Raw genomic sequence first — 24,861 nt, 5'->3', positions numbered from 1 at the left:
GATGCTGCTGTGCGTCGACATCGGCAACTCGCACACCCTGCTGGGGCTGGTCGAGGAGTCCGACGGTGCGCCGCGGGTCGTCGCCGACTGGCGGGTGATGACCGACGCGCGGCGCACCGCCGACGAGTGGCCGATCCTGCTGCGCGGCCTGCTCGGCGAGCGGCTGGACGAGCTCGACGGCATCGCGGTGTGCGCCACCGTGCCGGCGGTGCTGCACGAGTGGCGCGACATGCTCACCCGGCACTTCGGCTCGGTACCGTCGGTGGTGGTCGAGCCGGGCGTGCGCACCGGCGTGCCGATCCTGATGGACAACCCGCGCGAGGTCGGCACCGACCGGATCGCCAACGCGCTGGCCGCGGCGACGATCTACGGCGGCCCTGCGATCGTGGTCGACTTCGGCGGCACCGCGACCACCTTCGACGTGGTCTCCGCCGCCGGGCAGTACGTCGGCGGCGCGATCGCGCCCGGCCTGGAGATCTCGCTGGAGGCGCTGGGCCGCCGCGGCGCCCAGCTGCGCAAGGTGGAGCTGGCCCGGCCGCGCACGGTGATCGCCAAGAACACCGTCGAGGCGCTGCAGTCCGGCATGGTCTTCGGGATGGCCGCCCAGGTCGAGGGGATCGTCGCGCGGATGATCGCCGAACTCGGCGCCGCGCCCGCGGACGTGCATGTCGTCGCCACCGGATATCTTGCCGACCTGGTCGTGGAGGAATGCTCCTGTTTCACCGACCGGGCACCCTGGCTCACGTTGTCGGGGCTCGCTCTGGTATTTCGCCGCAATTGCTGACCGGCCGATATGGCCACAACATTCAAGTTGTGCTTTCATAGTCATGCCGGATCCAATTTCGTAAAGCGAGGAATTTCGCATGGCGCAGAAGGTTCACATCGTTCTCGAGGACGATATCGACGGCGGTGAGGCAACTCAGACCGTGACGTTCGCGCTGGACGGCACCCATTACGAGATCGACCTCAACGACGCGAACGCCGACAAGCTGCGCGAAGCGCTCGCGCCCTATGTCGGACACGGCCGCAAGGTGGCGGGCGCGCAGGCCCGCCGCGGGCGTCGCACGGCCGCCAGCACCGGCGGCACCTCCGCCAAGGAGATCCGCGACTGGGCCCGGGCGAACGGGTACACGGTGCCCGACCGGGGCCGGATCCCCGCCGACGTACGGCAGGCCTTCGACGCCGCCAACTGACGCTCCGCAGGACAGGCCCGCCCCGCCCGGGGCGGGCCTGTTCGCTCTCAGCGCACGGAAATCCGGTGCTCACCCGGAACGCGTAGGCTGTGAGTGGGGTTGAAGAACCTGACGGACCCGGCTCTCGCGAGCGGGTCCACCCCGAAGCTGAGGAGCGATGCGCATGTTCGAGCGGTTCACAGACCGAGCTCGCCGGGTGGTCGTGCTGGCCCAGGAAGAGGCCCGCATGCTCTCCCACAACTACATCGGCACCGAGCACATCCTGCTCGGCCTCATCCACGAGGGCGAGGGCGTCGCCGCCAAGGCGCTGGAGTCGCTCGACATCTCGCTGGAGGCCGTGCGTGCTCAGGTCGAGGAGATCATCGGCCAGGGCCAGCAGGCACCCTCGGGCCACATTCCCTTCACCCCGCGCGCCAAGAAGGTGCTCGAGCTGTCCCTGCGCGAGGCGCTGCAGCTGGGCCACTCCTACATCGGCACCGAGCACATCCTGCTCGGCCTGATCCGTGAGGGCGAGGGCGTGGCGGCCCAGGTGCTGCAGAAGCTGGGCGCCGACCTCAACCGGGTCCGCCAGCAGGTCATCCAGCTGCTGTCCGGATTCCAGGGCAAGGAATCGGGCCAGACCGCGGCCGCGACCGCGGGTGCCGGCTCGGAGGCGCCGTCCTCGTCGCTGGTGCTCGACCAGTTCGGCCGCAACCTCACCCAGGACGCCAGAGAGGGCAAGCTCGACCCGGTCATCGGGCGCGAGCAGCAGATCGAGCGCGTGATGCAGGTGCTCTCGCGGCGTACCAAGAACAACCCGGTGCTGATCGGCGAGCCGGGCGTCGGCAAGACGACGATCGTGGAGGGCCTGGCCCAGGACATCGTCAAGGGCAACGTCCCCGAGACGCTCAAGGACAAGCAGATCTACACCCTCGACCTGGGGGCCCTGGTCGCCGGGTCGCGCTATCGCGGTGACTTCGAGGAGCGCCTGAAGAAGGTGCTCAAGGAGATCAAGACCCGCGGCGACATCGTGCTGTTCATCGACGAGATCCACACCCTCGTCGGCGCCGGTGCGGCCGAGGGCGCGATCGACGCCGCCAGCATCCTCAAGCCGATGCTGGCCCGCGGTGAGCTGCAGACCATCGGCGCGACCACGCTGGACGAGTACCGCAAGTATCTGGAGAAGGACGCCGCGCTGGAGCGCCGCTTCCAGCCGATCCAGGTGCCCGAGCCCTCGATCAGCGACACGATCCTGATGCTCAAGGGCCTGCGCGACCGCTACGAGGCGCACCACCGCGTCACCATCACCGACGAGGCGCTGGTCTCGGCGGCGACGCTGGCCGACCGCTACATCTCCGACCGGTTCCTGCCCGACAAGGCCATCGACCTGATCGACGAGGCCGGCTCGCGGCTGCGGATCCGGCGGATGACGGCGCCGGCCGACCTGCGCGAGTACGACGACAAGATCGCCGACGTGCGGCAGCGCAAGGAGGCCGCGATCGACGGGCAGGACTTCGAGGCGGCCGCGCGCCTGCGCGACGAGGAGAAGCAGCTCCAGCTCAAGAAGGCCGAGCGGGAGAAGGCCTGGCGCTCCGGCGACATGGACGAGGTCGCCGAGGTCGACGAAGAGCTGATCGCGGAGGTGCTGGCGGTCGCGACCGGCATTCCGATCGTGAAGCTGTCGGAGGAGGAGTCCACCCGGCTGCTGAAGATGGAGGACGAGCTGCACAAGCGCGTCATCGGTCAGGACGAGGCCGTCAAGGCACTCTCCCGGGCGATCCGTCGTACTCGTGCGGGGCTCAAGGACCCGAAGCGGCCCGGCGGGTCGTTCATCTTCGCCGGCCCCTCGGGCGTCGGCAAGACCTGGCTGTCCAAGACGCTGGCCGAGTTCCTCTTCGGTGACGAGGACGCCCTGATCCAGCTCGACATGTCGGAGTTCGGCGAGAAGCACACCGTCTCGCGGCTGTTCGGCTCGCCGCCGGGATATGTCGGTTACGAGGAGGGCGGCCAGCTCACCGAGAAGGTGCGTCGCAAGCCGTTCTCGGTGGTGCTGTTCGACGAGGTCGAGAAGGCCCACCCCGATATCTTCAACAGCCTGTTGCAGATCCTGGAGGAAGGTCGCCTGACCGATTCCCAGGGCCGGGTCGTGGACTTCAAGAACACCGTCATCATCATGACGACCAACCTCGGCACCCGCGATATCGCCAAGTCGGTCCACCTGGGCTTCAGCCAGGCGGGCGACGCGGCCGGTTCCTACGAGCGGATGAAGTCGAAGGTGTCGGAGGAGCTCAAGCAGCACTTCCGCCCGGAGTTCCTCAACCGTGTCGACGAGGTCATCGTGTTCCCGCCGCTCTCGCAGGAGCAGATCATCGCGATGGTTGACAACATGGTCGCCGCGGTGGAGACCCGCCTCAAGGACCGCGACATGGGCATCGAGCTGACCCCGGCGGCGAAGAAGCTGCTCGCCGAGCGCGGCTTCGACCCGGTGCTGGGCGCCCGGCCGCTGCGGCGCACGGTCCAGCGCGAGATCGAGGACGTCCTGGCCGAGAAGATGCTCTACGGCGAGGTCGGACCCGGCCAGATCGTGCTGGTCGACGTCGAGGGCGAGGGCCCGAGCGCGGGCTTCACGTTCAAGGGCCAGAAGGTCTCGGCGCTGCCGGACGTACCGCCGCTGGAGACCGCCGGCGCATCCGGCGACGAGCCGGGTGACGTCGCCTCCGAGTGATCCGCCGACGTTGGCGCCCCGTGGGTTCTCCCGCGGGGCGTCGGCGCGTCATGGTGCCGCCACCAGCCAGCCGAGCCGCCGCTGCCACCGCGGCCACCGCGGCCACCCATAGTGTCACCGTGACACTTTGCGTCGGGAGTGACACTTGCGAGCTGTCACTTTCGGCGCGAACTATCACGGTGACTGTGAGTCTCGTGTTCGCAGCCTGATGGTGCTGGGCTGTGGGCTGGCGGCTCTCAGCATGACCCCATCGGTGACTGGCTTGATGCCTTCTAAGTGACTTGTCTGCTGGTGGCTGCCGGCCCGGCCCGGTCGGAGTAGCTGGCCTGATCAGGAGCTTGACCAACAAGCGTTAACGCCGCCTGTTGTGTCTCATCACAGTCCTGCCGACTCTCCTCCCGGACCGGAAACCACATCCCTCCGGCAAAAGGAGAATGCAGTGACCAGTCTGACCGATCTGACCCATCTGGGCGAGGTGGTCGACGTCGTCATCGGCGTCGACACCCACGTCGCCACCCACGCCGCCGCCGTGGTTGATGCCCACACCGGTGCCGTCCTCGACCAGATCACCATCGAGTCAACAGCGCTCGGCTACGCCGAGCTGGTCGCCTTCGCCGACCAGCACTCCGGCCTGCGGGCCTGGGCGCTGGAAGGAACCGGCAGCCACGGCGCCGGCCTGACCCGGCACCTGCTCGAGCGCGACGAGGTCGTGATCGAGCTCGACCGCCCCGAACGCGCCCACCGCCGCAACGGCGCGAAGTCCGATCCCCTCGACGCGATCCGTGCCGCCCGCGAAGCACTCGCCCGACCCCGGCTGGGCACACCCCGCCACACCGGGGACCGGCAAGCAGTCGCGGTGCTGCTCGCCGCCCGCCGCTCCGCAGTCCAGGGCGCCGGCGATGCCCAACGACAGGTCTTCGGCCTGCTCATCGCCGCACCCGAACCGATCCGAACACGGTTCCGCGACCAGAACCTCCCCACGGTCATCGCTGCCGCAGCCCAGCTCCGCACCCACCCATCGTGGGACACCGAGACCACCACGACCGTCACGGTCCTGCGGGCCCTGGCGCGCCGGGCACAAGCCCTGGCTGCCGAAGCCGCCGTCCACGAGAAGGCGATCTTGGCGATCGTGCGCTCCTGGCGGCCCGATCTGCTGGCCCAGTACGGCGTGGGACCGATCGTGGCCGCGACCGTGCTGTGCGCCTGGTCCCACCCCGGCCGCATCCACTCTGAGGCCGCCTTCGCCATGCTCGCCGGAGTCGCACCGATCCCAGCCAACAGCGGCCAAGTCACTACCCGTCACCGGCTCAACCGCTACGGCGATCGCCAACTCAACGCCGCCCTGCACACCATCGCCTTGACCCGGCTACGCGGCCACCAACCCAGCCGCGACTACGCCCAACGACGCACCAGCCAAGGCAAGACCACCCGCGAGATCCGCCGCTGCCTCAAGCGCTACATCGCCCGCGACCTCTACCGACTCCTCGAACGAGCCCCAGCTACCTCTTGACGGAACATAGGAGCGTCACTTTGGCGGGGCGCTCAGCCGGGCAGGGCGAACGTGTCCGGGCCGACCTGGGCGGCCAGCCCGTCGGCGAGCAATCCGGCGAGGGCACGCTCGCGCTGGGCGACATCGGACCAGGCCGCCTCCAGGGCGGTGCGGTGCACCGGGCCCTCCGCATCGCGGAGTACGGCGAGCAGCCGCCCGCGGCACTGTCGATCGGTCCCGGCCCAGGTTTGCACCTTGCGCGCCGGCCCGGCGTAGGCCGGTCGGCCGGCTGCCGCCCAGGCGCACTGCTCGAGGACCGGGCAGGCGGCACAGTGTGGGTCGGTCGCGGTGCACACCAGCGCGCCCAGCTCCATCACCGCCACCGACCAGGTCGCGGCGGTGGGCTCGTCGGCGGGCAGCACCGCCAGGGCGCGGTCCCGCTCGGCCCGGGTCACCGACGGTCGGGGCAGCTGCTCGCCGCCGATGGCGCGGGCCAGCACCCGGCGCACGTTGGTGTCCAGCACGACCTGGCGCTGGCCGAACGCGAACGCCGCCACCGCCGCGGCGGTGTAGTCGCCCACGCCGGGCAGCGCGAGCAGGTCGTCGTAGGAGTCGGGCACCCGTCCGTCGTGCCGCTCCACGATGGCCGTCGCGGCCGCGTGCAGCCGCAGCGCACGCCGCGGGTAGCCCAGCCGGCCCCAGGCCCGGACCGCTTCCCCGGTCGGCTCGGCAGCCAGCGCCGCCGGGGTCGGCCAGCGGGTCAGCCACGCCTCGTGCACCGGCAGCACGCGCGAGACGGGCGTCTGCTGCAGCATGAACTCGCTCACCAGCACCGACCACGGTGAGGCGGTGGTGGCGCGCCACGGCAGGTCGCGGGCATGCTCGTCGTACCAGCGCAGGAGGGGCATGTGCAGGGCGCTCATCGCGCCGATGCTAAGCCCGGTCGGTCCCGGCGCGGTGTGGCACCCCGATCGGGCGGCCCGCGCTCATTACGGTGGCCCCATGCCAGCGATGACCCGTGGCCCGCTCCCGTCCTCGGTCTACTGGCGGCGGCGGCTCATCGCGATCACCGTGGTGCTCGTCATCGTCGCGGTGGCGCTGAAGGTCTTCGGCCATGGCGGGGGTACGGCGCCCAAGGCCGCCCCGACCGCCAACCTGACCCATCCCCAGTCCTCGCCCGCCTCGCCGAGCGTCACTCCGGACCCGACGCCCGACCCCACCGTCGGATCCACGCCGACCGCAGCGCCCACCCCGAGCGGCACGCCGACCCCGACCGCACCGCCCATCCCCTCGGGCCCGTGTGCCGCCAGCGACGTCACCGTCGTGCCCTCGGTCACCGGGGCGGCCGCCGGCACGCCGGTGCCGGTCGTACTGACGCTGCAGACCGCGAAGACGCCGGCCTGCACCTGGCAGGTCTCCCACAAGACGGTGCAGGTGAAGATCACCAGGGCGTCGGGCGCGGCCGTCTGGTCGACGGTGCAGTGCCCGAAGGCGGTCCCGACCAGCGACGTGGTCGTCTATCGGGACACCCCGACCACGGTCGAGGTGGACTGGTCGGCCCGGCGTGCGGACGACGACTGCTCGACGCACACGGCCTGGTCGAAGCCGGGCGACTACCAGGTCACGGCGGTTGCGCTCGGCGGCGAGCCGTCGCAGGCGGCGTTCGCACTGGGCCAGCCGGGCTCGGTCGCACCGGCGACCCCGGCCAGCCCGACGACCAGCACGACCGGGCCCGCGACCGGAGCCAGCGCACCAGCCGGGACGCCCGCCGGGGCCGCGACGACCCCCGGTGCGACCCCGACCGCCGGCGGCCCGAGCTCACCGGCCCAGCCGAAGAAGCACAAGCACAAGAAGAAGCAGCCGATCGTCGACTGAGCGCCACCGGCCTTCACAGCCGACGGCGCCATCCGGGCGACCACCGCACGGCGGCGGACATTCGACGCGCGAGAACTGACTCCTCGACCGGCCGAAAGTGACCTCTCGACGGTGGGGTCAGACGTAGCGCTCGAGGATGGTGGACTCGGCCAGCCGGGAGAGGCCCTCGCGGACCGAGCGGGCGCGCAGCTCGCCGACGCCGTCGACCGCCTGCAGGTCGTCGATCGAGGCGGACAGCAGCTTCTGCAGGGTGCCGAAGTGGTCGACCAGCCGATCGACCACCGCACCGGGCAGACGCGGCACCTTGGCCAGCAGCCGGTAGCCGCGCGGCGCCACCGCGCCATCGAGCGCCTCGCCGGTGGACAGGCCCAGCACCCGAGCGGTCGAGGCTGGGTCGACCAGCTCGGTGGAGGAGAGTGCCTCGAGCTGGGCGAGCAGCTCCTCGGGGCTCCTGGCCCGCCGCCCGCGCGGCAGGTAGTCGCGGATGACCAGCTCGCGCTCGGCGTCGACGCCGGTGACCAGCTCCTCCAGCTGCAGCGAGAGCAGCCGGCCGTCGGTGCCGAGCTCGAGCACGTAGTCCTCGATCTCGCGGGCGATGCGGGTGACCATCTCCAGCCGCTGCGCGACCACCGCCACGTCGCGCACCGTCACCAGGTCCTCGATCTCCAGCGCGGACAGGGTGGCGGCGACCTCGTCGAGGCGCAGCTTGTAGCGCTCCAGCGTCGCCAGCGCCTGATTGGCCCGAGAGAGGATCTGGCCGGAGTCCTCGAGCACGTGCCGGGTCTCGCCGACGTACGCGGCGATGATCTGCATCGACTGCGACACCGAGATGACCGGGAACCCGGTCTGCTTCGCCACCCGGTCGGCGGTGCGGTGCCTGGTGCCGGTCTCCGTCGAGGGGATGGTGTGGTCGGGCATCAGGTGCACGGCCGCGCGGATGATCCGCGAGATGGAGGAGTCGATGATGATCGCGCCATCCATCTTGGCGAGCTCACGCAGGCCGGTGGAGGTGAACGGCACGTCGAGCTGGAAGCCGCCGGTGGAGATGGCATCGACGTTCTTGTCGCTGCCCAGCACGATCAGCGCGCCGGTGCGGCCGCGCAAGATCCGCTCGAGGCCATCGCGCAGCGGCGTTCCGGGCGCGATCAGCGCCAGTGTCTCGCGCAGACGCAGCGACTCCTCGGGGCGCTCGGTGGCCACGGGCGGTCCTTTCTGCAGGGGCGGAGTGAGTCTAGCGACGGTCGAGGGCTCCGCTCATGGGTAAAACCCTAGGCGTCGCCGCCGCCGAGTCGCAGCAGGCCGATCGCACCGGCCAGGTCGTGGCACTCGTAGACCCGCAGCCCGTCGACGGTCCGCTCGCGCGGCGCACCGCCGCGGCCGGGCTCGGCCGGCACCACCGCCACCGAGAAGCCCAGCCGGGCCGCCTCGGCCAGCCTCGCGTCCAGCCCGCGGACGCGGCGCAGCTCGCCGGCCAGGCCTATCTCACCCATTGCCACCACCCCGCGCGGCGTCGGCTTGCCGCACGCGGCGGAGGCGAGCGCCACCGCGATCGCCAGGTCGCTGGCCGGGTCGACCAGCTTGGCGCCGCCAACGGTGGAGACGAACACGTCGCGCGAGTGCAGGCCCATCCGCAGGTGCCGCTGCAGCACCGCGAGGATCATCGCCAGCCGCGGCCCGTCCACCCCGGAGGTGGTACGCCGCGGGCGCTCCGCGGTCATCGGCGCGACCAGCGCCTGCACCTCCGCCAGCAGCGGCCGGCGCCCCTCCAGGGTGACCGCGACGCAGGTGCCGGGCACCGACACATGCTGGGTCTCGATGAACAGACCGGTCGGGTCGGTGACGGCGACGATGCCGTCGGCGGACAGGTCGAAGCACCCCACCTCGTCGACCGGCCCGAAGCGGTTCTTCATCGCGCGCACCATCCGGAACCGCGAGTCGCGGTCACCCTCGAAGTGCAGCACCACGTCGACCAGGTGCTCCAGCACCCGCGGCCCAGCGATCGAGCCGTCCTTGGTCACGTGGCCCACGATCATGGTGGTGATGTGTCGCGTCTTGGCCATCCGCACCAGGGCGGCCGCGACCTCCTTGACCTGCGTCACTCCGCCGGGCACGCCGTCGGTGTCGGCGGCCCCGATGGTCTGCACCGAGTCGACCACGAGCAGCTCGGGCCTGACCTCCTCGATGTGGCTGAGCACGGCGCCCAGGTCGGTCTCGGCGGCGAGGTACAGCTCGTCCTGGATCGCGCCGGTGCGGTCGGCGCGCAGCCGCACCTGTGAGGCCGACTCCTCGCCGGTGACGTACAGCGTGCGGCGCCGGCCCCTCGCGGTCTGTGCCGCCACCTCGAGCAGCAGCGTCGACTTGCCGACCCCGGGCTCGCCGGCGAGCAGGATCACCGCGCCCGGCACCAGCCCCCCACCGAGCACCCGGTCGAGCTCCGGCACGCCGCTGGCCCGGAAGCCGGCCTCGGTGGTCGACACCTGCCCGATCGGCACCGCCGGGCTGGATACCGGCGCCACGGCCGTGCGCCCCACGGGCGCCGCCGAGGCCTCGGCGACCGAGCCCCATGCCTGGCACTCGCCGCAGCGCCCGACCCACTTGACCGTCTCCCAGCCGCACTCACTGCAGCGGAACGCCGGGCGGGCGGGCTTGACGGCGGCACGACTCATGGCGCCCACGCTAGGGCAGAGCACCGACACTTCCCGATCACTGCGGCGGTCGCGCCGATATGCTTGGTTGGATCGTTCCAGGCATGACCAGTCAGGAGGAAGCGGTGAGCCGGTTCGTGGCACGGATGCCGGCAGCGCCGCCGACCCTCGCCGACGTGGCCGAGCTGGCCGGCGTCTCGCGGCAGACCGTCTCCAACGCGGTGAACAATCCCGACCTGCTGCGCGAGGACACCCTGGCCCGGGTGCAGGCCGCGATCGAGCAGCTCGGCTACCAGCCCAACCGCGCCGCGCGCAGCCTGCGCACTCGCGCCTCGCACCTGATCGGCCTCAAGATCGCACCGGCGCAGGAGAACACCGCCAACGCGCTGATGGACCGCTTCATCCACGCCCTGGTCGACACGTCGCGGGAGGCCGGCTACCACATCCTGCTGTTCACCGGTGAGCCCGAGGACCCGCTGGCCGGGTACGACGACCTGCTCCGCTCGACCGCCGTCGACGCCTTCATCATCACCGACACCTACCTCGGCAACCCGGCCGCGGGCTGGCTGCGCTCCCGGCGGGCGCCGTTCGTCGCCTTCGGCAGGCCGTGGGAGGACGAGTCGGTCGCCACCCACCCCTGGGTCGACATCGACAGCGCTGCCGGCGCCGAACTCGCCACCCGGCACCTGATCGAGCGTGGCCACACCCGGATCGCCTGGATCGGCTGGCGCAAGGACTCCCTGCTCGGCGAGGAGCGCCGCTCGGGCTGGTCGCGGGCGATGCACGACAGCGGCCTGGCCACCACCGGCCTGGCCAGCCGGGTCGAGGACACCATCGCGTCGGGCCGGGCCGCGACCGTGGCACTGCTGGACGAGGCCGCGCCGACGGCATTCGTGTGTGCCTCCGACACGCTGGCGATGGGCGTGCTGCACGAGCTCTACGAGCGCGGCCTGCGGCCGGGCCACGACGTCGCGGTGACGGGCTTCGACGACTCGCAGGTCGCGCAGACCGTGCCGCCGGGACTGACCTCGGTGCGCCAGCCCCTGGAGGAGGCCGCCGTCGAGCTGGTCAAGGCCCTGGAGGGCCTCCTGGGCAACCCGCCGTACGTCGGGCCGGGCGTGATGCTGCAGCCCACCCTGGTGGTGCGCAGCACCACCTGATCGATTCTTTGCACGTTTCTTGCAAAGAATTGCTCTACTCTTTCGGCATGACACGACGTCTTGCTGAGGTCGCTGCCCGCGCGGGCGTCAGCGAAGCGACGGTGAGCCGGGTGCTCAATCGCAAGCCCGGGGTCGCGGAGGCGACCCGGTCGCGGGTGCTGACGGCGCTGGACGTCCTCGGCTACGAGCGGCCGACCAAGCTGCGCGGCGAGCGCGCCCGGTTGGTGGGGCTGGTGCTGCCGGAGCTGCAGAACCCGATCTTCCCGGCGTTCGCCGAGGCGCTGGGTGCCAACCTCGCCCAGCACGGCCTCACGCCGGTGCTGTGCACCCAGACCGCCGGCGGCGTCCAGGAGCCCGAGTACGTCGACCTGCTGCTGGAGCAGCAGGTGGCCGGGGTGATCTTCGCCGGCGGGAACTACAGCCAGGGCGATGCCGACCATCGGCACTACGACCGGCTGATGCACCGCCAACTGCCGGTCGTGCTGATCAACGCGGCCATCGACCGACTGCCCTTCCCGCGGGTGGTGTGCGACGACGCGAGCGCCATGGAGCAGTCCATGGAGCACCTGCTCGCCCTGGGTCACGAGCGGATCGGCCTGGTGCTGGGCCCGCGCGATCACGTCCCATCCGAGCGCAAGCTGGCCGCAGCGCGGCAGGTCGCGGAGGCCGCCGGTCATCCGCTCGACGAGGAGCTGGTGGTGCGCAGTCTGTACTCGCTGCAGAGCGGCCAGGCCTCCGCCGCGCGCCTCATCGAGCGCGGCGCGACCGGGATCATCTGCGCCAGTGACCCACTCGCGCTGGGCGCGGTGCGCGCGGTGCGGCGCGCCAGGCTCGCCACGCCCGAGGACGTCTCGGTGATCGGGTACGACGACTCCGCGTTCATGGCCGTCGCCGATCCGCCGCTGACCACCGTGCGCCAGCCGATCGAGGCGATGGCCAGGGCCGCGGTGGACTTCCTGATGAGCCAGATCGAGGCGTCGATGGGGCCGGTCGACGAGCTGCTCTTCGAGCCGGAGTTGGTCGTCCGTCGGTCGACCGGACCGGCCAAGTTGCCGGCTGCGGACGCAAAGTCATGAAATTAATTACATTCCGTCAAGTTCTTGCATCGTTCTGATCGTTCTGCCTAGCCTCCGGTGACCCGGTCATGTGACTGGCGACACAGAAACGGAGCAACGTGGACGAGACAGCGATCGACCAGCCGCCGGCGCAGCGGCGTGACTGGTGGCGCGGCGCAGCCATCTACGAGGTCTATCCGCGCAGCTTCGCCGACGCGAACGGCGACGGCACCGGCGACCTGGCCGGCGTGCGGGCCCATCTCCCCTACCTGCGCGACCTCGGCGTCGACGCGATGTGGTTCACGCCCTGGTACCCGTCCCCGATGGCCGACGGCGGCTACGACGTGGCCGACTACCGCGCGATCGACCCGCTCTTCGGCGACCTGGCCGAGGCGGAGACGCTGATCAAGGACGCCCTGGAGTACGGCATCCGCACGATCATCGACGTGGTGCCCAACCACGTCTCGGACCAGCACGCCTGGTTCCGGGCCGCGGTCGCGGCCGGACCGGGCTCGCCGGAGCGGGAGCGGTTCTGGTTCCGTGACGGCCGGGGTCGCAACGGCGAGGAGCCGCCGAACGACTGGACCTCCGAGTTCGGCGGGCGCGCCTGGACCCGGCTGGTCGGTCCGGACGGCGTCCCCGAGCAGTGGTACCTGCACCTGTTCGCCGCGGGCCAGCCCGACCTCAACTGGAGCCATCCGGACGTACGTCGCGAGCACGAGGACGTGCTGCGGTTCTGGTTCGACCGCGGTGTGGCCGGAATCCGGATCGACTCGGCGGCGCTGCTCGCCAAGGACCCGGGCCTGCCGGACCTGCCGGCGCACCCCCGCCCCGGCGACCATCCCTATCTCGACCGCGACGAGCTGCAGGAGATCTACCGCGACTGGCGCAGGATCGCCGAGGAGTACGGCGACGACCGGGTCCTGATCGGCGAGATCTGGCTGCCCGACCCCGACCGGTTCGTGCGCTACCTGCGCCCGGACGTGATGCACTCGGCGTTCAACTTCGACTTCCTCACCGCGCCGTGGGACGCCCGGGTGCTGCGCGCCTCGATCGACACCACGCTGACCCTGCACGGCCGGGTCGGCGCGCCGGCGACCTGGGTGCTGTCGAACCACGACATCACCCGGCCGGTGACCCGCTACGGCCGCGAGGAGACCGGCTTCGCCTTCGACCGCAAGCGCTACGGGATCGCCAGTGACCGGGACCTGGGCGAGCGCCGGGCGCGGGCCGCCGCGCTGCTGGCGATGGCTCTGCCCGGCGCCTACTACCTGTACCAGGGCGAGGAGCTGGGCCTGGACGAGGTGGAGGTCCCGCTCGACCGGATCCAAGACCCGATGCACTTCCGCAGCGGAGGCGTCGACCCCGGTCGGGACGGCTGCCGGGTGCCGCTCCCGTGGGAGGGGGAGAAGCCGCCGTTCGGCTTCAGCCCCGACGGCGTGGAGACGTGGCTGCCACAGCCGGAGGAGTGGGCTCGGCTGACCGCGCAGGCGCAGTCGGCCGACCCGAGCTCGATGCTCTCGCTCTACCGGATGGCGCTGTTGATCCGCCGTACCCATCCCGACCTCGGCGACGGCCGGTTGGACTGGGTCGAGTCGGCCGACGGCGTGCTGGCCTTCCGCCGCGGCACCAGCTTCATGAACATCACCAACGTCAGCGCGTCGGCGGTCCAGCTTCCCGCGCATGAGCGCATCTGGCTCACGAGTGCGCCCCTGGAAGGAGGACGTCTTCCGACCAACGCCACGGCCTGGCTGCGCCTCCCGGCGTGATCCCCGGCCCCTGAATCCCATCACCCCGAGCAGGAGTAGGCATCCATGAAGACATCCCGACTGCGCGCCGCGGCGCTCAGCACCACCGCCGTGGTCGTCGCGACCGTGGCGCTCGCCGGCTGTGGCTCGTCGAACGACGATGCCAGTGGCAAGGGCACGGTCACGATCACCGTCGAGGGCTGGCGCCCCGGCGACCAGCAGGCCACCATCGACTACGTCAAGCAGCAGGCGGCCGCGTTCCACAAGCTGCACCCCGACATCACCGTCGTACCCAAGGAATGGCAGTGGAACGCGCAGACCTTCCCCGCCCAGCTCGCCGGCGGGACCCTGCCGATCTCGTTCCGGGTGCCGTTCACCGACACCAAGGGCCTGGTGGAGCGACACCAGGTCGCCGATGTCGACAAGGAGATCCGGGCGCTGCCCTACTTCGACGAACTCAACCCGAACGTGCTCGCCGCGGCCGAGGGCACCGACGGCAAGGTCTACGGCCTGCCCAGCGACGTCTATGCGAACGCGCTGCACTACAACCGCCAGCTGTTCGCCGAGGCCGGGCTCGATCCCGACCAGCCGCCGACGACGTGGGACGAGGTCCGCGCCGACGCCAAGGCGATCCACGACAAGACCGGTCAGGCCGGCTTCGGCGAGATGACCAAGTCGAACACCGGCGGGTGGATCCTTACCACGCTCACCTACGCGATGGGCGGCCGGGTGGAGAGCGAGGACGGCAAGACCGCGACGCTGGACAACCCCGGCACCGAGCAGGCCCTGCAGCTGCTGCACGACATGCGCTGGCAGGACCAGTCGATCTCGGCCAACAACTCCTACGACTGGGCCGGCGTGAACCAGGCCTTCGCCGCCGGGAAGCTCGGCATGTTCGTCTCCGGGTCGGACGTGTACAACGCGCTGGTGACCACCGACAAGATCGACCCGAAGGAGTACGGCCTGGCTGCGATCCCGCTGACCGACTCCGCCGACGCCGGCGCGCTCGGTGGCGGCTCGGTCAACGTGGTCAGCGCCAAGGCCACGCCGGCCCAGGCGAAGGCGGCGGTGGAGTGGGCGGACTTCTTCCGGGTGAAGAAGTACACCGACCAGGATGCGGCGGTGGCCGACGCCAAGGCGCAGACCGCGAGCAAGCAGCCGGTCGGCACGCCGACGTTCCCGATCTTCGACCAGGCGTCGTACACGAACTACCAGACCTGGATCAAGGACTACGTCAACGTGCCCCTCGACCAGATGAAGGGCTACACGGACTCGATGTTCTCGCTCAAGCTCATCTCCGAGCCGCCGGTCCAGACCCAGGGGGTGTACGGCGTGCTCGACCCGGTGGTGCAGAAGGTGCTCAGCGACAAGGACGCTGACATCCCTAGCCTGCTCCAAGAGGCGAACCAGAAGGCCCAGCAACTCCTCGACCAGGGCTGATGGTTCAGTTCGAGGCGCCGGCCGGGCCCCAGCCCGGCCGGCGCCGCCCGACGTTCCCGGCCACGACCGACGCGGAGCGGTCCGACGACAGGAGTGTGATGGCGCGGCAGGGCAGATGGGCCACGTGGTGGCGCGGCGGCGGCCCCGTGACGGTCGCCTTCCTGGTCCCGATGCTGCTCGCCTTCGGGCTGTTCTCCTGGTGGCCGATCGTGCGCACCGCGGTGATGGCCTTCCAGCAGACGAACCTGGTCGAGCCGGCGCACTGGGTGGGGTTCGCCAACTTCCGGCACGTGCTGACCGACCCGCTGCTGCCGACGGCGCTGCGGAACACCGCGATCTTCGCCGGCCTGGCGTTCCTCTTCGGCTACCCGATCCCGCTGCTGCTCGCGATCGCCATGAGCGACCTGCGCCGGATGCGCGGGCTCTTCGCGGTGCTGGCCTACCTGCCGGTGGTGGTCCCGCCCGCGGTCGCCGTGTTGCTGTGGCAGTTCTTCTACGACGCCAGCGGCGGCGGGGTGTTCAACACCGTGCTGGGCTGGTTCGGCCTGGGGCCGGTCCCGTGGCTGGTCTCCTCGCACTGGGTGCTGCCCTCGCTGGTGCTCGAGGCGACCTGGGCCGCGGCCGGCGGCACCGTGATCATCTATCTGGCCGCGCTGACCACCGTTCCCAAGGAGTTGTACGACGCCGCCCAGGTCGACGGCGCAGGGATCTGGCGCAAGCTGGTGCACGTCACCCTGCCGCACCTGCGGACGATCATGCTGGTCACCCTCATCCTGCAGATCATCGGCACCGCGCAGGTCTTCCTCGAGCCGTACCTGTTCACCGATGGCGGCCCCGACAACGCCTCCCTCACCGTCCTGCTGCTCATCTACAACTACGCCTTCGGCAGCACCACCGGCGGCGGCGACTACGGTGACGCCACCGCGCTCAGCCTGCTGCTCGCCGTCGGGCTCGCGGTGCTGTCCTGGGTCTACTTCCGCCTCACCCGATCCTGGAGCGACTCATGAGCGAGACCACCAGCTTCGTCTCCGTCTCCGACCTGCGGCGTCCGGGCGTGCGCTGGGCCCGCCGGATCGTCAACGTCGTACTCTTCCTGATCCTGGTGGTGGTCGCCCTCGGTCCGCTGCTGTGGTTGGCCAAGTCGGCCGTCACCCCGGCGCAGGACACGCTGCGCAAGCCGATGGAGATCTGGCCGCACGGGCCCGACTGGTCGATCCTGACCCACGCCTGGAGCGATCTGCAGCTGCGTCGGTACCTGGTCAACACGGTGGTCATCGCGGCCGGCTCCTGGGCGGTGCAGATGCTGGTGGCGACGACGGCCGGTTACGCGCTCTCGGTGCTGCGGCCGGCGTACGGCCGGATCCTGTACGGCGCGGTCCTCGCCACCATGTTCGTCCCGACCGTGGTGCTGCTCGTCCCGCTCTACCTCACCGTGCTCAAGCTGCCGCTGATCCATGCCTCGCTGGTCAACACCTACTGGGGCGCGTTCCTGCCGGCCGGGGCGAGCGCGTTCAACGTGGCGCTGATGAAGCGGTTCTTCGACAACCTGCCGCGCGAGATCCTGGAGGCGGCGCGGGTGGACGGCGCCGGTCCGGTCCGGCTGTTCACCGCGATCGTGCTCCCGATGTCGCGACCGGTGCTCGGCGTGGTGTCGGTCTTCGCCGTGCTGGCCGCGTGGAAGGACTTCATCTGGCCGCTGATCGTGCTGCCCGACCCGGCGAAGCAGCCCATCTCGGTGCGGCTGCCGTCGCTGGCGCCGGTCACCTCGATCGACACGTTCCTGGCCGCCCTGCTGATCTCGACGGCGCTGCCGATCGCGTTCTTCCTCGTCTTCCAGCGCTTCTTCCTGCGTAGCGAGGGGCTCGACGGGGCGGTCAAGGGGTAGCGCCGCTACCCGTCCGGCCGTCTAGGCTCGATTCATGGACGACATCGTGATCGTGGGGGCGGGGCTTGCCGCCGCCAACGCCGCGGAGACCCTCCGCGCGGAGGGGTACGACGGGCGACTCACCCTGGTCGGCAGCGCGCCGCTGCTGCCCTACGAGCGACCGCAGCTGTCCAAGGAACGACTCAAGGGCGAGGAGTTCGCGCTGCTCCACGACGCCGGCTGGTACGCCGAACGCGACGTGGTCGCCCGCACCTCGACCACCGCGACCGCGCTCGACCTGGCCGACGGCTCGGTCACGCTCGACGGCGGCGAGCGGCTCCGGTTCGACGCGCTGGTGCTGGCCACCGGAGCCGCGCCGCGCGTGCCCGACCTGACCGGCGTGGAGCGGGCGCTGCAGCTGCGTACCGCCGCGGATGCCGAGCGGCTGCTGGCGACGTTCGAGCCGGGCCGGCGGCTGGTCCTGGTGGGCGGCGGCTGGATCGGCCTCGAGGTCGCCGCTGCCGCCCGCGGCGCCGGCCTGGAGGTGACGGTCCTGGAGCGCGGGGACCTGCCGCTGCGCGGCGTCCTCGGCCCGACGCTGGCCGAGCACCTGACCCGGCTGCACCGCGACCACGGCGTCGACGTACGCACCGGGGTGACGACCACCGCGATCACCGCGGCGGGTGTGGAGACCAGCTCCGGGCTCGTCCCCGCGGACCAGGTCGTGGTCGCGGTCGGGGCCGTTCCGCGCACCACCCTGGCCGAGGCGGCCGACCTCGCGGTGGACGGTGGCATCGTCGTCGATGAGCGGCTTCGCGCCTCCGACCCGCGGGTCCTGGCCGCCGGCGACGTCGCGCTCGCCCGGCACACGACCTACGGCCCGCTGCGGGTGGAGCACTGGGACAACGCGATCCGGCAGGGCCAGCTCGCGGCCCGGTCCATCCTCGGCCAGGACGCCGTCTACGACTGGGCGCCGTACTTCTTCACCGACCAGTTCGAGTTCTCGATGGAGTACGTCGGGCATGCCGGCCCCGACGACGAGGTGATCATCCGCGGCGACCTGGACACGAACGAGTTCATCGCCTACTGGCTGCGCGACAAGGTCGTGACCGCGGGCATGAACGTCAACGTCTGGGACGTCAACGACCGGCTCCGCGAACTGGTCGGCACGAGGGTCGATCCGGCCCAGCTCACCGACCTGCGCTAGCGACCCCTCAGAAGCGGCGCCACCACAGGTTGACCGCGTAGTCGACCTCGGTGCCCTTGTGCCCCGCTAGCACCTGTTCGGCCACCTCGGGGGCGAACTCGATGTGCACCACCGCCTCCAGGTCGGCCCGCGACGCGAACCGCCAGCCCATGTCGACGGGCACGCGCGTCCAGCCGCGGGTCGACCAGAACCGCTCCACCGCGGCCGGGTCCACACCGGGATAGCCCCGCCGGAACCAGCCGCCGAAGGTGGAGCGGGTCGCGTCGTTGTCGATCACCAGCGCGGTGCCGCCGCGGCGTACCACCCGAGCCAGCTCGGCCAGGCCGGGCTCGCAGCCGGGGCCGAAGAAGTAGGCCCAGCGCACGTGCACCACGTCGACCGAGGCGTCCGGCAGCGGGATCTCCTGCGCGACGCCCTGCCTGACCTCGACGTTCCCCAGCCGACGGGTACGGCGGGCGGCCAGCGACACCAGGTCCGGGTGCGGCTCCACGCCGAGTACCGAGCGGGCCGTCTCGGCGAACCGCGGCAGATGGAAGCCGGTGCCGCAGCCCAGGTCGAGCACGTCGCGCCCGGACCAGTCGGTCACGGCCGCCATCGCCGACCAGAGCCGCCCGTCCGGGTCGGCGGCGCGGTTCTCGATCTCGTACGTCGCGGTGTGGTGCCAGATGTTGGGGCTGGGGACCGCGCCCCTCATCGCGCCCTTCATGCCCTCGTCACGAGCGCGGCACGCTCAGATCCGGACCTCGCCGTTCGGCGTGCTGAACTGCGCGGCGAGCAGGCCCGGGGTGCCGTGCTCGGCGACCCACTTGACCTCGACGTTCTCGGCCGGCCTGCCGGTCCAGGGGTCGACCCGCTCCTCGAGGTCCTCGCCCAGGTAGTCCTTGACCCGCTGCGAGTCGCCGGAGATCTCGATGCAGGTGAGCGTGACGTCGGAGCCGGCGTTGCCCGGGTGCAGGTCCGTGGTCAGCCAGTGGATGAAGTAGGGCAGCTGCGGGTCCGCGATCAGGCCGTTGATGCCGATCTGCTTCCACAGCAGTTCGGTGCCGTCGGGGAGGTGCCGGTTGCCGTCGACCCAGGGGCGGCCGAGGCGCTTCTCGATCGGCGCCATGTCGTCGACCGCGACGACCCAGCCCATCCAGCCGCCACCGAGCGCGGAGCGGGCCTTGACCGCCTGGCCGAAGGGCGCCTTGTCCGACGCCGGGTGCTCGAGTGCCTCGACGACCTCGACGTAGAGGCCACCGCGCAGTGGCAGCGTCATGTTGCGCGTGCCGAAGCGCGGGTGCACCCCACCGTCGACGAAGTCCTGACCGAGCAGCTCGCCGATTCGCTTGGCGGTGCTGACCAGGCCATCGGGTCCGGCGGCGTACGAGAGGTGGTCCAGGCGCATGCCCCGATTCTGAACACTGCCTGGCTCGGCACCAACACGGGGGTCGAGTTGTCTTGACGTCGAGACGTCTGCAGGGCCGGTCAGTGCGGGTCGGCGGGGTGGATCGCCAGCTGGGAGCGAGAGCGCAGATGGGCCTCGCAGTGGTGTGCCAACTCGGCGTACGCCGCCTCGCCCATCAGCGCCACCAGCTCGGCCCGGCTGGTGACGTAGAGCGGCTCGGCGGCGACGTGGGCGACCGGGTTGCCGGTGCAGTACCAGTCCAGATCGTGACCGCCGGGTCCCCAGCCGCGCCGGTCGTACTCGCCGATGCTGACCTCGGTGTACGTCGACCCGTCGGTCCGCTCGACCTCGCGGAACGTCCGCCGGATCGGCAGCTGCCAGCACACGTCCGGCTTGGTCTCCAGCGGGTTGCGGCCCTGGCGCAGGGCGAGCAGGTGCAGCGCGCAGCCGGCGCCGCCCCCGAAACCGGGCCGGTTGTGGAAGACGCAGGCCTGCTGGCCGTCGACCACGACGGTGCGGGTCTTGCGCTCGCCCTCCTCGTCCTTCTCGACCCAGTCCGAGCGCCTGACCTTCCCGGGCGGCTTGAGTTGCCACAGCTCGCCGGTGAGCTGGGCGACGTACCCGGCCACCCGCTTCTCGTCGGCCGCGTCGGCGAAGTGAGCGCCGAGCGTGCAGCAGCCGACGTCCGGGGCGGAGGCGTAGATGCCCGCGCAGCCTCGCCCGAAGATGCAGGTGTAGCTCGACGTGAGCCAGGTCAGGTCGCAGCGCATGACCTCCGCGGCGTCGTCGGGGTTGACGAACTCCACCCACGCGCGGGGGAAGTCCAAGGGCACTTCGGGCATGCGCGCCACGGTAGCGTGGGGGCATGCGGCTGGGCGTCCTCGACATCGGCTCCAACACGGGCCACCTGCTCGTGGTGGACGCCCATGGCGGCGCGGCGCCGTTGCCGGCGTACTCCTACAAGCAGCCGCTGCGGCTGGCCGAGCACCTCGACGAGCGGGGTGCGGTGAGCCGGGCCGGCATCGACGCGCTGACCGCCTTCACCGCCGACGCGCTGCTGGTCGCCGAGGACAAGGGCTGTGCCGACATGCTTGCCTTCGCCACCTCGGCGGTGCGTGACGCGGTGAACTCCGACGACGTGCTGACCCACGTGCAGGAGCAGACCGGCGTGGGGATCGAGGTGCTCTCCGGGGAGGACGAGGCCCGGCTGACGTTCCTGGCGGTGCGACGCTGGTTCGGCTGGTCGGCCGGTCGGCTGGCGGTCTTCGACATCGGCGGCGGCTCGCTGGAGATCGCCGGCGGCGACGACGAGGCGCCCGACGTGGCCTGGTCGCTGCCGCTGGGCGCGGCCCGGCTGGCCCGCACCTACTTCGCCAAGGACGGCCCGGACGAGGACGATCTCAAGCAGCTGCGCAAGCAGATCCGCGCCACCATCGCCCAGGACGCCGGCCACCTGATCCGCGCCGGCTCCCCGGACCGGGCGGCGGCCACCTCCAAGACGTTCCGCTCGCTGGCCCGGATCTGCGGGGCGGCGCCGAGCGCCGAGGGACCGCTGGCGCGCCGTACCCTCCCGCTGGAGGAGCTGCGCCACTGGATCCCGAAGTTGGTCGCGATGAGCCGCGAGGAGCTGGCCGGGCTGCCGGGCGTGAGCGCCGACCGGGCCCACCAGATCGTGCCGGGCGCGCTCGTCGCGGAGGCCTGCATGGACATCTTCGACCTGGCCGAGCTGGAGATCTGTCCGTGGGCGCTGCGCGAGGGTGTGATCCTCGAGCGGCTCGACCAGATGAGCGTGCTGGCGTCATGAGCACCCCACTCGAATGCTCGCTTCGCTCCGCTCCGAGCGGGGACCCCGCATGACCCGGATCGGCCTCTCCACCGTCTCGGTCTATCCCGAGTCCACGGCGCACGCCTTCGGCTACGCCAGGACGATCGGGTACGACGCGGTCGAGGTGATGGTCGGCGTGGACGCGCTCTCGCAGCAGACCGCCGCCGTCGCGCAGCTGAGCGAGCACCACGAGATGCCCGTCTCGGCGGTGCACGCGCCGTGCCTGCTGTTCACCCAGCGGGTGTGGGGCACCGAGCCGTGGGGCAAGCTGGAGCGCTCCGCGGAGATGGCGCACGCCGTCGGCGCGGCGACGGTCGTGGTGCACCCGCCGTTCCGCTGGCAGCGCGACTACGCCGCCACGTTCGTGGAGGGCATCGCCAAGCTCGAGGCGACCACCGGGCTGGCCTTCGCGGTCGAGAACATGTACCCATGGCGGGCCTCCTCGCGTCGCGGAATGCAGATGTACCTGCCGCACTGGGACCCCTCCACCGAGGACTACGCCAACACCACCATCGACCTCTCCCACGCGGCCATCGCGAAGGACGACGTGGTGGCGATGGCGCAGCGGCTGGGTTCCCGGCTGCGGCACATCCACCTCACCGACGGCACCGACTCGGCCAAGGACGAGCACCTGGTCCCCGGCCGCGGCACCACCGGCGCCGACCGCTTCCTGCGCCATCTGGCCGCCAGCGGCTTCGACGGCGAGATCGTGCTGGAGATCAACACCCGCAAGGCGTCCTCGAAGCAGAGCCGTGAGGCCGACCTGCGCGAGTCGCTGGAGTTCGCGCGCGAGCATTTCCGGCCGTGAGCCTGTGGTGAACCCGTGGTGAGCATCGAGGTGGCGGGCCTCGTCGTACGCCGCGGGGGACGGGCTGTGCTCGACGGCATCGACCTGCGCATCGGCGCCGGCGTGACCGGCCTGCTCGGGCCGTCCGGCTCGGGCAAGACCACCCTGCTGCGCGCGATCGTGGGGGTGCAGCGGACCCACGGCGGCACCGTCACCGTGCTGGGATCACCGGCCGGCGCCAAGGCACTGCGCAGCCGGATCGGCTACGTCACCCAGGCCGCCAGCGTCTACGACGACCTCACCCTGACCGAGAACCTCCGCTTCTTCGCCCGGGTGCTCGGTGTCGGCCCCGACGAGGTCGAGCGGGTCGTCCGCGCGGTGGATCTGGGCGGCCACCGCGACCACGTGGTCGGCCGGATGAGCGGCGGCCAGCGCTCCCGGGCGTCGCTCGCCGTGGCGCTGCTGGGCTCGCCGGCGGTGCTGGTCCTCGACGAGCCGACGGTCGGCCTCGACCCGGTGCTGCGTCGCGACCTGTGGGCACTCTTCCACCGGCTCGCCGACGACGGTGCCGTCGTGCTGGTCAGCAGCCACGTGATGGACGAGGCCGACCGCTGCGACCAGCTGCTATTGATGCGTGCGGGCGCGATCATCGCCGACGGCACCCCCGCCGAGATCCGCGCCGGCGCCGGTGCGGACGACATCGAGACCGCCTTCCTGCGGCTGGTGGAGCGATGAGGCCGGCGCGCACCCTGGCCGTCGCCGTACGCGTGCTGCAGCAGGTACGGCGCGACCCGCGCACCCTGGCCATGTTGGTGGTGGTCCCGTGCGTGCTGATGGCGCTGCTGTGGTGGATGTACCGGGACGTGCCGGGGCCGGTCTCGCCGTTCGACCGCAGCGGGCCGGCGCTGCTGGCGATCTTCCCGTTCGTGGTGATGTTCCTGGTCACCAGCGTGACCACGCTGCGCGAGCGCTCCTCGGGCACCCTCGAACGGCTGCTGGCGATGCCGCTGGGGCGACTCGACCTGCTGCTCGGCTACGGGCTCGCCTTCGGGCTGCTCGCCGCGATCCAGTCGGTGGTCGCGGTGGCGGTGTCGGTATGGCTGCTCGGCATGCACGTGCACTCGGCCTGGCTGCTGCTCCTGATGGCCGTCGCCGACGCCGTGCTCGGCACGTCGCTGGGCCTGTTCGTCTCGGCGTTCGCCCACACCGAGTTCCAGGCGGTGCAGTTCATGCCGGCGCTGGTGGTGCCGCAGATCCTGGTCTGCGGGCTCTTCGTGCCCCGGGCGCAGTTGCCCGGCGTGCTGCACGCGATCTCCGACGTACTCCCGCTGTCCTACGCCGTCGACGCGATGCGGCACCTGACGGTGGGCGCGACCTCGACCGGCGTGGCCGGCGATCTGGGCGTCGTGGTCGGCTACGCGGTCGCGCTGCTGGTGCTCGGAGCCGCGACGCTGCGGCGCCGGACGCCGTAGCCTTCCCCCGTGAGCTCCACGGGAAAGATCGCGATCATCGGCGTCGGCAACATGGGCGAGGCGGTGCTGGCCGGCCTGCTCAAGGCCGGTCACGCCCCGGCCGACGTGCTGGCGGGGGTGCGCCGACCCGAGCGGGCGACTGCGCTCGCCGAGACCTACGGGGTGGCGGCGGTCGACCCGGCCGAGGCGGCCGAGCGGGCCGAGGTGCTGGTGCTCGGTGTGAAGCCCTACCAGGTGGTCGACCTGCTCGGTGGGCTGCCGCTGCGGGCGGGCCAGTTGGTGGTCTCGCTGGCGGCGGGGCTGACCACCGCGGCGATCGAGGCGGCGCTGCCGGCCGGGATCGGCGTGGTGCGGGTCATGCCGAACACCCCCTCGCTGGTCGGCGAGGGCATGTCGGTGATCGCCGGCGGTGCCACCGCGAGCGCCGAGCAGGTGACGCTGACCGAGAGCCTGATGGCCGCCGTCGGCGCGGTCGCGACGGTGCCGGAGTCGCAGCTCGATGCCGCGGCCGCGATCAGCGGCTCGGGCCCGGCGTACGTCTTCTACGTGGCCGAGGCGCTGGTCGAGGCCGGCGTCCATCTCGGCCTGCCACGGGCGGTCGCCACCCAGCTGGTCACCCAGACCCTGGTCGGCTCGTCGCTGATGCTGCGCGAGACCGGCGAGCACCCGGCGGTGCTGCGCGAGAACGTCACCTCGCCCGGTGGCACCACCGCGGCCGCGCTCCGGGTCCTGGAGAACGCCGGCCTGCGCGGCACCCTGCTCGACGCCACCCGGGCGAACCGGGATCGGTCGCGGGAGATCGCCCGAGGCCACATGTAACACGCTGTTACATCCACTAGACGGTCGTTGCAACGACCGTCTAGTGATGCGAACAGCGTGTTACAACAGCCCCACGGCAGCCTCGGCGGCGGCCAGGACCGGCGCCGTGACCTCCCGGCACCGGGCCGCACCGGCCTCGTAGACCGCCGACACGTGGGCCGGGTCGGCGGCGAGGTCGCGATAGCGCTTCT

At 71.4% G+C, this 24,861-nt stretch carries 23 protein-coding genes; 17 read left to right on the top strand and 6 right to left on the bottom strand.

From position 1 onward, the window contains the following. Position 1: 1 nt before the first annotated feature. The 4 genes from VHA72_RS10175 (at position 2) to VHA72_RS10160 (ending at position 5,407) form a co-directional block, all read left to right on the top strand. Complete coding sequence (locus tag VHA72_RS10175) at positions 2-784, top strand: type III pantothenate kinase (RefSeq protein ID WP_325574832.1); 783 nt, start codon at positions 2-4, stop codon at positions 782-784. Positions 785-863: 79 nt separating this feature from the next. Continuing rightward, positions 864-1,193, top strand: coding sequence for a histone-like nucleoid-structuring protein Lsr2 (locus VHA72_RS10170; protein ID WP_325574830.1), 330 nt, complete (start codon positions 864-866; stop codon positions 1,191-1,193). A gap of 163 nt (positions 1,194-1,356) precedes the next feature. Further along, on the top strand, positions 1,357-3,897 hold the full coding sequence (locus VHA72_RS10165) for an ATP-dependent Clp protease ATP-binding subunit (protein ID WP_325574828.1): 2,541 nt from the start codon (positions 1,357-1,359) through the stop codon (positions 3,895-3,897). A gap of 439 nt (positions 3,898-4,336) precedes the next feature. Beyond that, positions 4,337-5,407 carry an IS110 family RNA-guided transposase gene (locus VHA72_RS10160; RefSeq protein WP_325574826.1) on the top strand — a complete coding sequence of 357 codons (1,071 nt, stop codon included), beginning with the start codon at positions 4,337-4,339 and terminating at the stop codon, positions 5,405-5,407. Positions 5,408-5,439: 32 nt separating this feature from the next. Here the strand turns inward: VHA72_RS10160 and VHA72_RS10155 are convergent, their stop codons facing one another. Further along, positions 5,440-6,309, bottom strand: a complete 870-nt coding sequence (locus VHA72_RS10155; RefSeq protein ID WP_325574824.1) for an HhH-GPD family protein — start codon at positions 6,307-6,309, stop codon at positions 5,440-5,442. A 79-nt stretch (positions 6,310-6,388) separates the two neighbouring features. Between VHA72_RS10155 and VHA72_RS10150 the strand changes: the two genes are divergently transcribed. After that, a complete protein-coding gene (locus VHA72_RS10150; protein WP_325574822.1) occupies positions 6,389-7,261 on the top strand; it encodes a hypothetical protein in 873 nt (290 codons plus the stop codon). A gap of 117 nt (positions 7,262-7,378) precedes the next feature. Here the strand turns inward: VHA72_RS10150 and disA are convergent, their stop codons facing one another. After that, the gene (gene disA / locus VHA72_RS10145; RefSeq protein ID WP_325574820.1) at positions 7,379-8,461 is read right to left on the bottom strand and encodes a DNA integrity scanning diadenylate cyclase DisA; all 1,083 of its coding nucleotides are present in this window, start codon (positions 8,459-8,461) and stop codon (positions 7,379-7,381) included. Between the two features lie 68 nt (positions 8,462-8,529). Beyond that, a complete protein-coding gene (gene radA, locus VHA72_RS10140) occupies positions 8,530-9,927 on the bottom strand; it encodes a DNA repair protein RadA (RefSeq protein WP_325574818.1) in 1,398 nt (465 codons plus the stop codon). A gap of 83 nt (positions 9,928-10,010) precedes the next feature. Between radA and VHA72_RS10135 the strand changes: the two genes are divergently transcribed. From VHA72_RS10135 to VHA72_RS10105, 7 genes are all read left to right on the top strand, one after another. After that, complete coding sequence (locus VHA72_RS10135) at positions 10,011-11,066, top strand: LacI family DNA-binding transcriptional regulator (RefSeq protein WP_325574816.1); 1,056 nt, start codon at positions 10,011-10,013, stop codon at positions 11,064-11,066. A gap of 47 nt (positions 11,067-11,113) precedes the next feature. Next, entirely contained in the window at positions 11,114-12,142 is a 1,029-nt protein-coding gene (locus tag VHA72_RS10130) for a LacI family DNA-binding transcriptional regulator (protein ID WP_325574814.1), read from the top strand. Positions 12,143-12,240: 98 nt separating this feature from the next. Further along, on the top strand, positions 12,241-13,890 hold the full coding sequence (locus VHA72_RS10125; RefSeq protein ID WP_325574812.1) for a glycoside hydrolase family 13 protein: 1,650 nt from the start codon (positions 12,241-12,243) through the stop codon (positions 13,888-13,890). A gap of 45 nt (positions 13,891-13,935) precedes the next feature. After that, positions 13,936-15,309, top strand: a complete 1,374-nt coding sequence (locus tag VHA72_RS10120; protein WP_325574810.1) for an ABC transporter substrate-binding protein — start codon at positions 13,936-13,938, stop codon at positions 15,307-15,309. Next, positions 15,309-16,316: a carbohydrate ABC transporter permease gene (locus VHA72_RS10115; protein ID WP_325574808.1), complete on the top strand. Its 1,008-nt coding sequence runs from the start codon at positions 15,309-15,311 to the stop codon at positions 16,314-16,316. The genes VHA72_RS10120 and VHA72_RS10115 overlap by 1 nt, the downstream gene beginning before the upstream one ends. Beyond that, complete coding sequence (locus tag VHA72_RS10110) at positions 16,313-17,194, top strand: carbohydrate ABC transporter permease (RefSeq protein WP_325574806.1); 882 nt, start codon at positions 16,313-16,315, stop codon at positions 17,192-17,194. The genes VHA72_RS10115 and VHA72_RS10110 overlap by 4 nt, the downstream gene beginning before the upstream one ends. 34 nt (positions 17,195-17,228) lie before the next feature. After that, positions 17,229-18,380 carry an NAD(P)/FAD-dependent oxidoreductase gene (locus VHA72_RS10105; protein ID WP_325574804.1) on the top strand — a complete coding sequence of 384 codons (1,152 nt, stop codon included), beginning with the start codon at positions 17,229-17,231 and terminating at the stop codon, positions 18,378-18,380. Positions 18,381-18,387: 7 nt separating this feature from the next. Here VHA72_RS10105 and VHA72_RS10100 read toward each other — a convergent pair whose 3' ends face one another. The 3 genes from VHA72_RS10100 to VHA72_RS10090 all read right to left on the bottom strand — a co-directional run bounded on the left by VHA72_RS10100 (position 18,388) and on the right by VHA72_RS10090 (position 20,609). Continuing rightward, positions 18,388-19,074 (bottom strand): class I SAM-dependent methyltransferase, encoded by a 687-nt coding sequence (locus VHA72_RS10100; protein WP_325574802.1) that lies wholly within the window; start codon positions 19,072-19,074, stop codon positions 18,388-18,390. 36 nt (positions 19,075-19,110) lie between these two features. Continuing rightward, the gene (locus tag VHA72_RS10095) at positions 19,111-19,767 is read right to left on the bottom strand and encodes a VOC family protein (protein ID WP_325574800.1); all 657 of its coding nucleotides are present in this window, start codon (positions 19,765-19,767) and stop codon (positions 19,111-19,113) included. A gap of 80 nt (positions 19,768-19,847) precedes the next feature. Continuing rightward, on the bottom strand, positions 19,848-20,609 hold the full coding sequence (locus VHA72_RS10090; RefSeq protein WP_325574798.1) for a DUF3109 family protein: 762 nt from the start codon (positions 20,607-20,609) through the stop codon (positions 19,848-19,850). A 23-nt stretch (positions 20,610-20,632) separates the two neighbouring features. Here VHA72_RS10090 and VHA72_RS10085 point away from each other — a divergent pair, with 23 nt between their 5' ends. Genes VHA72_RS10085 through proC form a run of 5 tightly spaced genes read left to right on the top strand, consistent with a single transcriptional unit; the run spans position 20,633 to position 24,670 of the window. Beyond that, a complete protein-coding gene (locus VHA72_RS10085; RefSeq protein ID WP_325574796.1) occupies positions 20,633-21,571 on the top strand; it encodes a Ppx/GppA family phosphatase in 939 nt (312 codons plus the stop codon). A gap of 49 nt (positions 21,572-21,620) precedes the next feature. Next, positions 21,621-22,400, top strand: a complete 780-nt coding sequence (locus VHA72_RS10080) for a sugar phosphate isomerase/epimerase family protein (RefSeq protein ID WP_325574794.1) — start codon at positions 21,621-21,623, stop codon at positions 22,398-22,400. 15 nt (positions 22,401-22,415) lie between these two features. Then, the gene (locus VHA72_RS10075; RefSeq protein WP_325574792.1) at positions 22,416-23,114 is read left to right on the top strand and encodes an ABC transporter ATP-binding protein; all 699 of its coding nucleotides are present in this window, start codon (positions 22,416-22,418) and stop codon (positions 23,112-23,114) included. Next, a complete protein-coding gene (locus VHA72_RS10070; protein WP_325574790.1) occupies positions 23,111-23,851 on the top strand; it encodes an ABC transporter permease in 741 nt (246 codons plus the stop codon). Before VHA72_RS10075 ends, VHA72_RS10070 begins: the two co-directional genes overlap by 4 nt. 9 nt (positions 23,852-23,860) lie before the next feature. Then, positions 23,861-24,670 (top strand): pyrroline-5-carboxylate reductase, encoded by an 810-nt coding sequence (gene proC, locus VHA72_RS10065; RefSeq protein ID WP_325574788.1) that lies wholly within the window; start codon positions 23,861-23,863, stop codon positions 24,668-24,670. Positions 24,671-24,861 lie beyond the last annotated feature (191 nt).

Origin of the sequence: Nocardioides sp., assembly GCF_035547795.1 — a bacterium.
GTDB lineage: Bacteria > Actinomycetota > Actinomycetes > Propionibacteriales > Nocardioidaceae > Nocardioides.
Note: the sequence above shows the minus strand (reverse complement) of the source record. Positions and strands in the feature narration are given on the sequence as shown.

Bases quoted from the DNA above. Each gene is read 5' to 3' on its own strand.
- VHA72_RS10130 (WP_325574814.1), top strand. From the start codon at position 11,114: ATGACACGACGTCTTGCTGAGGTCGCTGCCCGCGCGGGCGTCAGCGAA.
- radA (WP_325574818.1), bottom strand. From the start codon at position 9,927: ATGAGTCGTGCCGCCGTCAAGCCCGCCCGCCCGGCGTTCCGCTGCAGT.
- VHA72_RS10085 (WP_325574796.1), top strand. From the start codon at position 20,633: ATGCGGCTGGGCGTCCTCGACATCGGCTCCAACACGGGCCACCTGCTC.
- VHA72_RS10105 (WP_325574804.1), top strand. From the start codon at position 17,229: ATGGACGACATCGTGATCGTGGGGGCGGGGCTTGCCGCCGCCAACGCC.
- VHA72_RS10120 (WP_325574810.1), top strand. From the start codon at position 13,936: ATGAAGACATCCCGACTGCGCGCCGCGGCGCTCAGCACCACCGCCGTG.
- VHA72_RS10115 (WP_325574808.1), top strand. From the start codon at position 15,309: ATGGTTCAGTTCGAGGCGCCGGCCGGGCCCCAGCCCGGCCGGCGCCGC.
- VHA72_RS10175 (WP_325574832.1), top strand. From the start codon at position 2: ATGCTGCTGTGCGTCGACATCGGCAACTCGCACACCCTGCTGGGGCTG.
- VHA72_RS10095 (WP_325574800.1), bottom strand. From the start codon at position 19,767: ATGCGCCTGGACCACCTCTCGTACGCCGCCGGACCCGATGGCCTGGTC.
- VHA72_RS10090 (WP_325574798.1), bottom strand. From the start codon at position 20,609: ATGCCCGAAGTGCCCTTGGACTTCCCCCGCGCGTGGGTGGAGTTCGTC.
- VHA72_RS10155 (WP_325574824.1), bottom strand. From the start codon at position 6,309: ATGAGCGCCCTGCACATGCCCCTCCTGCGCTGGTACGACGAGCATGCC.
- VHA72_RS10165 (WP_325574828.1), top strand. From the start codon at position 1,357: ATGTTCGAGCGGTTCACAGACCGAGCTCGCCGGGTGGTCGTGCTGGCC.
- VHA72_RS10170 (WP_325574830.1), top strand. From the start codon at position 864: ATGGCGCAGAAGGTTCACATCGTTCTCGAGGACGATATCGACGGCGGT.
- VHA72_RS10150 (WP_325574822.1), top strand. From the start codon at position 6,389: ATGCCAGCGATGACCCGTGGCCCGCTCCCGTCCTCGGTCTACTGGCGG.
- VHA72_RS10070 (WP_325574790.1), top strand. From the start codon at position 23,111: ATGAGGCCGGCGCGCACCCTGGCCGTCGCCGTACGCGTGCTGCAGCAG.
- VHA72_RS10100 (WP_325574802.1), bottom strand. From the start codon at position 19,074: ATGAGGGGCGCGGTCCCCAGCCCCAACATCTGGCACCACACCGCGACG.
- VHA72_RS10080 (WP_325574794.1), top strand. From the start codon at position 21,621: ATGACCCGGATCGGCCTCTCCACCGTCTCGGTCTATCCCGAGTCCACG.
- VHA72_RS10110 (WP_325574806.1), top strand. From the start codon at position 16,313: ATGAGCGAGACCACCAGCTTCGTCTCCGTCTCCGACCTGCGGCGTCCG.
- VHA72_RS10135 (WP_325574816.1), top strand. From the start codon at position 10,011: ATGACCAGTCAGGAGGAAGCGGTGAGCCGGTTCGTGGCACGGATGCCG.